11 protein-coding genes are annotated in these 9,949 nt (G+C 45.9%); 9 read left to right on the forward strand and 2 right to left on the reverse strand.

Translation table 11 applies throughout. The annotated features are described in order from the left end of the window. From AC9UEY_RS02850 to AC9UEY_RS02880, 7 genes are all read left to right on the forward strand, one after another. Window positions 1-1,415, forward strand: a 1,415-nt coding sequence (locus AC9UEY_RS02850) for an NAD+ synthase (RefSeq protein ID WP_509537486.1), incomplete at its 5' end; no start/stop codon positions are given. A gap of 190 nt (window positions 1,416-1,605) precedes the next feature. Further along, the gene (gene cysK / locus AC9UEY_RS02855) at window positions 1,606-2,532 is read left to right on the forward strand and encodes a cysteine synthase A (protein ID WP_509537489.1); all 927 of its coding nucleotides are present in this window, start codon (window positions 1,606-1,608) and stop codon (window positions 2,530-2,532) included. Between the two features lie 3 nt (window positions 2,533-2,535). Then, the gene (cysE, locus tag AC9UEY_RS02860) at window positions 2,536-3,048 is read left to right on the forward strand and encodes a serine O-acetyltransferase (RefSeq protein ID WP_509537492.1); all 513 of its coding nucleotides are present in this window, start codon (window positions 2,536-2,538) and stop codon (window positions 3,046-3,048) included. A gap of 45 nt (window positions 3,049-3,093) precedes the next feature. Continuing rightward, window positions 3,094-4,398 carry a glutamine synthetase family protein gene (locus AC9UEY_RS02865; RefSeq protein WP_509537495.1) on the forward strand — a complete coding sequence of 435 codons (1,305 nt, stop codon included), beginning with the start codon at window positions 3,094-3,096 and terminating at the stop codon, window positions 4,396-4,398. 143 nt (window positions 4,399-4,541) lie between these two features. Next, window positions 4,542-6,257 carry a 2-isopropylmalate synthase gene (gene leuA, locus AC9UEY_RS02870; protein ID WP_509537498.1) on the forward strand — a complete coding sequence of 572 codons (1,716 nt, stop codon included), beginning with the start codon at window positions 4,542-4,544 and terminating at the stop codon, window positions 6,255-6,257. Between the two features lie 22 nt (window positions 6,258-6,279). Then, window positions 6,280-7,011 carry a DNA repair protein RecO gene (recO, locus tag AC9UEY_RS02875; protein WP_509537501.1) on the forward strand — a complete coding sequence of 244 codons (732 nt, stop codon included), beginning with the start codon at window positions 6,280-6,282 and terminating at the stop codon, window positions 7,009-7,011. Next, on the forward strand, window positions 7,008-7,712 hold the full coding sequence (locus tag AC9UEY_RS02880) for an isoprenyl transferase (RefSeq protein ID WP_509537504.1): 705 nt from the start codon (window positions 7,008-7,010) through the stop codon (window positions 7,710-7,712). Before recO ends, AC9UEY_RS02880 begins: the two co-directional genes overlap by 4 nt. Here AC9UEY_RS02880 and AC9UEY_RS02885 read toward each other — a convergent pair. Further along, window positions 7,709-8,074 (reverse strand): Fur family transcriptional regulator, encoded by a 366-nt coding sequence (locus AC9UEY_RS02885; protein WP_509537507.1) that lies wholly within the window; start codon window positions 8,072-8,074, stop codon window positions 7,709-7,711. The two genes, AC9UEY_RS02880 and AC9UEY_RS02885, sit on opposite strands and share 4 nt — an antisense overlap. Then, window positions 8,067-8,810, reverse strand: coding sequence for a ZIP family metal transporter (locus tag AC9UEY_RS02890; protein ID WP_509537509.1), 744 nt, complete (start codon window positions 8,808-8,810; stop codon window positions 8,067-8,069). Before AC9UEY_RS02890 ends, AC9UEY_RS02885 begins: the two co-directional genes overlap by 8 nt. Before the next feature lie 65 nt (window positions 8,811-8,875). Between AC9UEY_RS02890 and AC9UEY_RS02895 the strand changes: the two genes are divergently transcribed. Beyond that, window positions 8,876-9,160 carry an antibiotic biosynthesis monooxygenase family protein gene (locus AC9UEY_RS02895; protein WP_509537512.1) on the forward strand — a complete coding sequence of 95 codons (285 nt, stop codon included), beginning with the start codon at window positions 8,876-8,878 and terminating at the stop codon, window positions 9,158-9,160. A gap of 62 nt (window positions 9,161-9,222) precedes the next feature. Beyond that, window positions 9,223-9,949, forward strand: a 727-nt coding sequence (locus AC9UEY_RS02900) for a glycine--tRNA ligase (RefSeq protein WP_509537515.1), incomplete at its 3' end; no start/stop codon positions are given.

Below are 9,949 nucleotides of genomic sequence, written 5' to 3' on the forward strand. Positions count from 1 at the left end.
TCGTTGCTGTCGTCGGTTACTTAGACCAAGGCCCAAAGAATGCCGTTGCAGTAATCCATGAAGGAAAAATTAAGGCTAGATATGTAAAGCGCCATCTGCCTAACTACGGCGTCTTTGATGAGTTTAGAAACTTTGTAGCAGGGGATCAAACTCTGGTTGTTCGCATCCATGGTGTTGATGTGGCAGTTGCGATCTGTGAAGACATTTGGCACTCACTTGAATCAATCAAAGCGCGCACCCCAGGTCTTTTAGTAGTTCCTAACGGATCTCCATTTGAACGCAATAAGGATGATGTGCGTTTGGGGCTTGTCCAAAAGCGGGCGAAGGAAATTGGAGCACCAGTTGCCTACGTCAACATGACAGGTGGCCAAGATGATTTGGTCTTTGATGGCGACAGCATTGTTGTTGGCAAAGATGGCCAAGTACTTGCCCGCACAGCCCAGTTTGATGATCAACTCATTGTTATTGATATTGAATGCAGTGAAGGTAGCTCAAAGCCAGATGTTGTGATTTCCGAAGAACCAACTTCACATTCGGTCCCAGCCAATTCAACAATTGCCACTCCTCTTACAGATGAGGCAGAGATGTGGCAGGGCCTTGTAATGGGGCTGCGTGATTATGTGGGCAAGAATGGATTTAAATCTGTAGTACTTGGACTATCTGGTGGAATTGATTCTGCACTCGTTGCTGCAATTGCAATTGATGCACTTGGTGCAAAGCGGGTTAATGGCGTTGCGATGCCAAGTAAGTACTCTTCCGGCCATTCTGTTGAAGATGCCCAAGCTTTAGCAGATGCCACAGGTATTCACCTCAGGGTCACTCCGATTGCACCAATGGTTGATGCCTATATGGCCAATGTGGTTTTAAAGGGTTTGGCTGAAGAGAATCTGCAAGCGCGTGTTCGTGGCACAACGCTGATGGGTATTTCAAACCAAGAGGGCCACCTTGTTCTAGCAACAGGCAATAAGAGCGAGTTAGCCGTTGGGTACTCAACCCTTTATGGCGACGCAGTCGGTGGCTTTGCTCCCATTAAAGATATTTACAAAACAGATGTGTGGGCGCTGGCCAGATATCGAAATGCAGTGGCGTTAGAGCGCGGGGAAACACCACCAATTCCTGAGCGCTCCATTACTAAAGAGCCCAGCGCCGAATTGCGACCAGATCAAAAGGATTCAGATTCATTGCCGGACTATCCATTACTAGACCAGGTGCTACGCGCCTATGTTGATGAAGATCATGGATATGAAGCACTTTTGGCAGATGGCTTTGATCCAGAGCTAGTGCGCCGAGTTATTTCTCTGGTTGATAAGGCTGAATTCAAGCGTCGCCAATATCCACCTGGCACCAAGGTGTCGGGCCGTGCTTTTGGAAAAGATCGTCGTTTGCCTATGACCTCACGCTGGAATGAACGCTAGTTGCAAATGATTGGCAACTCGCTTAAATAATTCAATTCGGTAGAATTTGCACATGCTTATGATCATCAACTGGTTATTTACACGAAACCGTGTTGTTGATTTCTGCCTGTCTACATCTTGTAGCTGCTAATACCTTTGCTTTTTCGCAGCCCATTTCATTTCTATTAAACCGACAACTACAGGGAGAATTATGAAGACTTATAACAACATCACAGAAATTTTTGGAAACACACCATTACTGCGTATCAACAAGATCACCGATGGTGCTGCAGGAAATGTTTATGCCAAGCTCGAGTTTTATAACCCAACTTCTTCTGTGAAGGATCGCCTTGCTGTTGCAATGATTGATGCTGTCGAAGCAAGTGGTGAGCTAAAGCCTGGTGGAACAATTGTTGAGGCAACATCTGGAAACACAGGAATTGCCGTTGCAATGGTTGCTGCAGCTCGTGGATATAAGGCAATCCTGACAATGCCAGAGTCAGTGTCAAAAGAGCGTCGCAAGCTCATTCGTGCCTACGGTGCAGAGCTTGTGTTAACTCCTGCTGCTGAAGGTATGAAGGGCGCAGTTGCTGCTGCAGAAAAGCTTGCAGAATCTGGTGCTGTATTGGTTCGTCAGTTTGAAAACGAAGCGGGTCCATTTATTCACCGCACAACAACTGGTCCAGAAATCTGGCGCGATCTAGATGGCAAGGTTGATGCATTTATTTCAGGTATTGGTACTGGCGGAACACTTACTGGTGCAGGTCAATTCTTAAAGGAAAAGAACCCAGCAATCAAGGTGTTTGGTGTTGAACCAGCTGCATCACCAATTTTAAATGGTGGAGAGCCAGGGCCTCACCCAATTCAGGGAATTGGCGCTAACTTCATTCCTAATGTTTTAGATCGCACTGTTTATGATGAGATTTTGGATGCAACTGCAGCCGATGCGATGAAGTATGCACGCCGTGCAGGAGCAGAAGAAGGCTTCCTTGCCGGTATTTCATCAGGTGCCACATTGTGGGCAGCATCGCAAGTTGCAAAGCGTCCAGAGTTTGCAGGTAAGAACATCGTTGTTATCTGTGCTTCAAATGGTGAGCGTTATCTATCAACAGTGTTGTACGAAGACTTGGGTGAATAATTAATGCCAATCCTAAATCGCATCATTGAGGACCTCGATAACGCACTGAGCCATGATCCGGCTGCGCGTAATCGCTTAGAGGTCGCTTTGGCATATCCAGGTGTGCATGCGATTTGGGGACATCGAATTTCACACTTCTTGTGGAATCACCGTTTTAAGTTAGTTGCGCGAATCCATTCCAATTTAGTGCGCTCAACAACAGGAATTGAAATTCATCCAGCAGCAAAAATTGGACGCCGCTTTTTTATCGATCACGGTATGGGCGTAGTTATTGGTGCAACATCAATTATTGGTGATGATGTGATGATGTATCACGATGTAACACTTGGTGCTCGTGGCATTGAAAAGGGTAACCGCCATCCAACCATTGAAAATGATGTAATTATTGGCGCTGGAGCGCGCGTGCTTGGAAATGTCACCATAGGCGAAGGATCTCGAATTAGTGCCAACGCGGTTATTACGAAAGATTTAGCTCCAAGAACCCTGCTGGATCACGCTGATTTCTTTGAAATCTAGGGGTAGTTAACACAGCCGTAACCTGCATTTGTAAGAATGCCGCTTATGTCTACAGATCTCAATAAGCAGCAAGAGTTCGTTCTTCGCACCCTGGAAGAGCGCAATATTCGTTTTGTACGCTTGTGGTTTACCGATGTATTGGGATTTTTGAAATCTGTTGCAATTGCACCAGCTGAACTTGAAAACGCATTTGATGAAGGTATTGGCTTTGATGGTTCTGCTATTGAAGGTTTTGCGCGTATAACTGAGTCTGACATGTTGGCAAAACCAGATCCTGCAACTTTTTCTATTCTGCCATGGCGCACAGAATCTCCAGGAGCTGCACGCATGTTCTGCGACATTGCAATGCCAGATGGATCTGCTTCACCATCTGATCCACGCAATGTTTTACGTCGAACATTAGATAAAGCAGCCAGAATGGGCTACTCCTGTTACACACATCCCGAAATTGAATTTTTCTTATTCAAGAATCCTCCAGAAGTTGGTGTTGCGCCAGTGCCTGTTGATCAGGGTGGGTACTTTGATCACACACCAGCTGCAGTCGGGCATGACTTCCGTCGCCAAGCAATTACATTGCTTGAAGCCATGGGAATAAGTGTTGAGTTTTCACACCACGAAGGTGGTCCAGGACAACAAGAAATTGACTTGCGAGATGCAGATGCTTTAACAACTGCCGATAACATCATGACTTTCCGCCATGTCATTAAAGAGGTTGCAATGGATCAAGGGTTCCATGCCTCATTTATTCCTAAGCCATTTACAGATCACCCGGGTAGCGGCATGCACACACACGTTTCGTTGTTTAAAGGTGAAGACAACGCTTTCTATGATTCAACAGCAGAATTTAATTTATCTCCTATAGGACGTTCATTTATTGCAGGTTTGATTAAGCACGCACCAGAAATTACTGCGATTACAAATCAGTGGGTAAATTCTTACAAGCGCTTACATGGCGGGGGCGAAGCACCGGCTTTTGCTAATTGGGGTCAGAGCGATCGCGGGGCGCTAGTACGTATTCCTATGTATAAGCCAAAGAAGGAAAACTCAACACGAATTGAATTCCGCTCACCAGATACGGCCTGTAATCCATACCTAGCTTATGCAGTGATGTTGGCAGCTGGTCTTAAGGGTATTGAAGAAAAGTATGTTTTAAGTGATTCAAAGAACCCAGTTGCTTTGCCATCGAATCTGAATGAAGCAATCATGGAGATGGAAAAAAGCGAGTTAGTGCGCGAAACCTTGGGAGAGCATGTATTTGAGTATGTACTGCGCAATAAGCGCGCAGAATGGCTCGATTACAGCCGTCAGGTCAGTGCTTTTGAACTCGATCGTTATTTGCCAGTCCTTTAATACTCGCGTTACCCTTTACTCATGATCAACCGCAGCCTCCTCCTTCGCTGCCGTGGCGGGGCCAAATAACCGGTCCCCTCGCCGCGGGGTTTGTCGTACCGGTTCACCCATGACAAAACCCGCCAATCAGTAAGGAGCACTCAATGAATTTTCCTAAACAAGTTCCATCCAAGATGCCTGTCCATCGCTACGAATCATTTCATCCTGTAGATCTTGCAGATCGCACCTGGCCTAACAAGAAAATTACCAAAGCACCTCAGTGGTGTTCAGTTGATCTTCGAGATGGCAATCAAGCGTTGATTGATCCCATGGACACACCGCGCAAGTTAGCGATGTTCAAGCTGCTAGTTGCCATGGGCTACAAGGAAATCGAAGTTGGATTTCCAAGTGCGAGCCAGACCGATTTTGATTTTGTTCGAAAGATTATCGATGAAAACTTGATCCCTGATGATGTAATCATTCAGGTATTAACTCAAGCAAGAGAGTCCTTAATTGTTCGTACCTTTGAATCAATCAAGGGTTCAAAGCAGGCAATTGTTCACTTATATAACTCAACATCGACTTTGCAGCGCCGAGTTGTATTTGGGCTAGATAAAGAGGGCATCAAAAAGATTGCTACCGATGCTGCCAAGATTTGTTTAGATCTAGTACCAACTGTTCCTGAAACTAAGGTCTCATTTGAATACTCACCTGAGTCATATACAGGCACTGAACTTGAGTTTGCCGTTGAGGTGTGTAACGCCGTCAATGATGTGTGGAAGCCAACCCCACAGTGGAAGACAATCATGAATCTTCCAGCAACTGTTGAAATGGCAACACCCAATGTCTATGCAGATTCAATTGAGTGGATGTGCCGCAACCTCAATAACCGCGACAGCGTGATTGTTTCACTTCACCCTCACAATGACCGTGGCACAGGTGTTGCAGCGGCAGAGCTTGGTTATCTAGCCGGCGCTGATCGCATTGAAGGAACATTGTTTGGAAATGGTGAGCGCACCGGAAATGTGTGTCTTGTAACCCTTGGTATCAACCTTGTTACACATGGCATTGATCCGCATATTGATTTCTCAAATATTGATCAAGTTCGTCGCACCGTTGAATACTCCAATCAATTACGTGTCCCTGAGCGTCATCCTTACGGCGGCGACCTTGTGTTTACCGCATTTTCTGGTTCACACCAAGATGCAATTAAAAAGGGCTTTGATCACATGGCAGTTGATGCAAAGGCTGCTGGTAAAGAGGTACGTGATCACACATGGGCTATTCCTTATCTGCCTATTGATCCACTAGATATTGGTCGCTCATATGAAGCAGTGATTCGCGTGAATTCACAATCAGGTAAGGGCGGTGTTGCTTACTTGATGAAGAATGAGCATCACCTTGATTTGCCTCGACGTTTACAAATTGAATTCTCGAAAAATGTTCAAGCCAAAACTGATGCTGAAGGTGGTGAGGTAAGTGCTGAAGATTTATGGAACATATTTGAAGATGAGTACTTGCCAACAGATGGCGCGCCTTGGGGACAATTCCGTCTTAAGGGCTTGTCACAAAATTCAGTACTTGGCGAAGATGTTTATCTAACAGTTTCACTCACAGATCGTGGGGAACTCCACGAACTCAAGGGACAAGGAAATGGTCCGATTGCTGCCTTCTGTAATATTTTGCAGGCATACGGAGTAGATGTCCAAGTTCTTGATTACTTCGAGCATGCACTATCTGCAGGTGGCGATGCCTCTGCTGCTGCCTATCTTGAATGTGCAATCGATGGCAATGTCTTTTGGGGCGTCGGAATCGATCCCAACACCACAACTGCTTCATTAAAAGCGGTCGTGTCTGCGATAAATCGCGCAATTCGCTAATCCACGCACTACCTTTACCCGTATGAGTTTGTACCGGGATGAGGCAATTGTTTTGCGCACTCAAAAACTCGGTGAAGCAGACCGCATCATCACCATGCTCACCCGAGATCATGGACGTATTCGTGGTGTGGCAAAAGGGGTTCGTCGCACAAAATCTAAGTTTGGTGCTCGTCTTGAACCAGGAAGCCATGTTGATATCCAGCTCTATACCGGCAAAACCTTTGACACGGTCACTCAAGTTGAAGCGTTAATGAATTATGGTGAAGCGCTAACGCAGGATTATCAACGCTGGACTGTGGCTGCAGCGATTCTAGAAGCAGCTGAGCGATTTACAAGCCAAGAAAGTGAACCAGCACTTCAAGAGTTTCAATTAGTTGTAGGTGGCATGAAAGCGTTAGCAGAGAATAGATATGAACCGCTATTGATTCTTGATGCATTTTTATTACGCTCATTAGCTGTTGCAGGCTATGCACCATCAATGACTATTTGTTCAAAATGTGAAGCACCTGGACCACATCGACACTTTTCATTAGTAGGTGGCGGATCTGTGTGTGCGGATTGTCGGCCATCTGCGTGTGCAACCCCTGCGCCAGAAACTTTAGATCTCATGGGCGCATTGCTTTCAGGTGATTGGGATGTAGCAATTGCAAGTGAAGGAAAATTTCGCCGGGAGGCTAGTGGTTTAATCGCAGCTTACTTACAATGGCACCTTGAGCGCGGCCTGCGTTCTTTGCCAATGGTGGAGCGGGTATGACAATAAAGATTCCTCATCACGTTGCGATTGTTATGGATGGCAATGGACGTTGGGCACAAAAGCGTGGACTGCCTCGCACAGCAGGACATGAAGCAGGAGAAGCAGCGTTATTTGATGTTGTTGAAGGTGCAATCGAATTTGGTGTTAAAGAAATCAGCGCGTATGCATTTTCAACGGAGAACTGGCGACGCTCACCTGAAGAGGTCAAGTTCTTGATGGGCTTTAACCGAGATGTTATTCGCAGACGCCGCGATCAAATGAATGAGATGGGTGTTCGAATCCGGTGGGTAGGGCGGCCCAAGCGCCTGTGGAGCAGCGTTATCAATGAGTTAGAAGAGGCTGAAGAGTTAACAAAGAAGAACAAGAAGTTAACTTTAAATATGTGTGTTAATTATGGCGGGCGGGCAGAGATTGTGGATGCCGCTGCAGAGCTTGCTCGTGATGTGAAACGTGGAAAAGTAAAGGCTGATGCGATTACCGACAAGGTATTTGCAAAATACTTAGATTCTCCAACTATGAGTGATGTGGACCTATTCTTACGCTCATCTGGTGAGCAGCGCACCAGCAACTTCTTGCCCTGGCACAGTGTTTATGCCGAGTTTGTTTTCCTGGATGTGTTGTGGCCAGATGTAACACGCAAGACTTTATGGAAAGCGATTGAGGAGTATTCAGCTAGAGATAGAAGGTTTGGCAAGGCTTAACACTTTGCGCAGAGACCAAAGATCTCTGCTGTATGTCCCACATCTCTAAAACCATGATCTGCAGCCATTGTCTTGGCCCATTTTTCAATAGCGCCACCTTCAATTTCAACTGTTTGGCCACAACTCTTACACACTAAGTGGTGGTGATGAGCTTCTCCGCATAGACGATAGATAGCTTCACCATCATCGCGGCGCAAAACATCAACAATCTTGTCATCAACTAAACTTTGCAAAGAACGATAAACAGTAGTTAGACCTATCTTTTCGCCTTCACGCTGCATCAATTTATACACCTCTTGCGCGCTAGCAAAACCGCCAGCACGTTCTAAAGTACTTAAAACACGAGGATTAGATCTACTCACCGATGTTTCCAACTATTAGCCACATCGTAAGAACACCTGCAATAGTTGCAAGCATTGTTAAGCGGGATGGATGACGAGAGTGTGCTTCTGGCAAGATGTGTGATGTTGCAAGGTAAATAACAAAACCTGAAAACGCAGCCAAATACAAAGCCATTGATTGATCTGAAAATGCGATGTAACTTCCAAGTGCCGCGCCGCTAATGCGCATCACTGCATCTGCACCTAACAACAAAATTGATGTTTTGGTCCAATGACCGCTCTTGATTAGCAATGAAACGGTGTTGAGGCCATCACTAAAGGCGTGTGCCAAGATCGCGATAAATACGGCATATCCCAATGCATCGCTAATTTTGAAAGCAAGGCCAAGTGCAAGTCCATCTAGAAAAACATGGCCTGCCATTGCAGCAGCACCTAGTGTGCCTGCGATGTTTAATGAGTGCTCGTGGTCGTGGCCGTAATCGCTATGGGCTGGTTCATGAGAACCAAATAGCTGCTCTGCAAAGTGAAGAGTTAAAAAGCCGATAACTAATGCGATTGAAACAACGGGGACGTTGCCGAAGGTAGATGTATTCATTTCAAATACTTCAGGCAAGAGGTCAAAGGCGACTAAGCCCAACAACAATCCAGCCGATAATCCAAGGACAAGGTGGAGTCGATCGCGAACCTTTATGGCGATAAATCCACCCGTTGTTGTGGCAACGGCTGTAAGTGCGGCAAGTACTATGGCGGTATTCATGCTGGAAAGGTACCACACAATGAAAATGATTTTCATTGTCATTGCTCGCCCGTTAGGCTCAACCTATGCTTGCTATAGCTCGATTTTCAGTTCCACTGGCAGATGCCGCTCAATTTGAGGCACAACTGAACACGGCCCTTGAGACGTTTTCTATCTGCAAGGGATATGTCAGCGGCGAGTTTGGACAAAACCTTGATGATCTAACGCTGTGGTCGCTGGTTACTCATTGGGAAAATGTGGGCTCATATCGTAGAGCTTTGAGTAATAACGATGTGAAAATGAATGCAATTCCGATCTTGGCACAGGCAATTGACGAGCCCGGTGCATATGAAAAGCCGTACACGGAGTAAAATAATCGAACGGAAGTAACACATGTTGCTTTTCGCCGACAGCCAGCCGGATGGAGAATATTGTGGCAACGGACCGTTTAGAAAATATTGTAGGACTAGCAAAGCGTCGTGGGTTTGTATACCCATCATCTGAAATTTATGGCGGACTTCGCGCATCATGGGATTACGGTCCATTGGGTGTTGAACTTAAGAACAACGTAAAGCGCCAGTGGTGGAAATCCATGGTTATGGGCCGTGAAGATGTTGTTGGTCTTGACTCGTGTGTGATCTTGGCAAAAGAGGTATGGGAAGCATCAGGCCACGTTGCAACATTTAGCGATCCACTGACTGAGTGCACCGCTTGTAATAAGCGCTATCGGGCCGATCACCTTGAAGAAGCCTATGAAGCAAAGCATAAGAAGAAGCCAGAATCATTAACTGAGGTTAATTGTCCTGCTTGTGGAAACAAGGGACAGTTCACAACACCTAAGCAGTTCAGCGGATTGCTCAAGACTTTTCTTGGACCAGTAGAAGATGAATCAGGTCTTGCTTATTTAAGACCAGAAACTGCGCAAGGAATTTTTATTAACTTTGATCAGGTAATGACCACTTCTCGTAAGAAGCCTCCATTTGGTATTGGTCAAATCGGTAAATCCTTCCGTAATGAAATTACACCTGGAAACTTTATTTTCCGTACTCGCGAATTTGAGCAGATGGAGATGGAGTTCTTTGTTGTTCCAGGAAGTGATGAAGAGTGGCACCAGTACTGGATTGATACACGCATGGCTTGGTATGTGGACCTTGGGATCA

It is taken from the genome of Candidatus Planktophila sp., from assembly GCF_040402275.1.
Lineage (GTDB): Bacteria > Actinomycetota > Actinomycetes > Nanopelagicales > Nanopelagicaceae > Planktophila.

Excerpts from the sequence above, each read along its gene's own strand:
- cysK (WP_509537489.1), top strand. The coding sequence starts at position 1,606 with ATGAAGACTTATAACAACATCACAGAAATTTTTGGAAACACACCATTA.
- AC9UEY_RS02880 (WP_509537504.1), top strand. The coding sequence starts at position 7,008 with ATGACAATAAAGATTCCTCATCACGTTGCGATTGTTATGGATGGCAAT.
- AC9UEY_RS02895 (WP_509537512.1), top strand. The coding sequence starts at position 8,876 with ATGCTTGCTATAGCTCGATTTTCAGTTCCACTGGCAGATGCCGCTCAA.
- AC9UEY_RS02865 (WP_509537495.1), top strand. The coding sequence starts at position 3,094 with ATGTCTACAGATCTCAATAAGCAGCAAGAGTTCGTTCTTCGCACCCTG.
- leuA (WP_509537498.1), top strand. The coding sequence starts at position 4,542 with ATGAATTTTCCTAAACAAGTTCCATCCAAGATGCCTGTCCATCGCTAC.
- AC9UEY_RS02890 (WP_509537509.1), bottom strand. The coding sequence starts at position 8,810 with ATGAATACCGCCATAGTACTTGCCGCACTTACAGCCGTTGCCACAACA.
- cysE (WP_509537492.1), top strand. The coding sequence starts at position 2,536 with ATGCCAATCCTAAATCGCATCATTGAGGACCTCGATAACGCACTGAGC.
- recO (WP_509537501.1), top strand. The coding sequence starts at position 6,280 with ATGAGTTTGTACCGGGATGAGGCAATTGTTTTGCGCACTCAAAAACTC.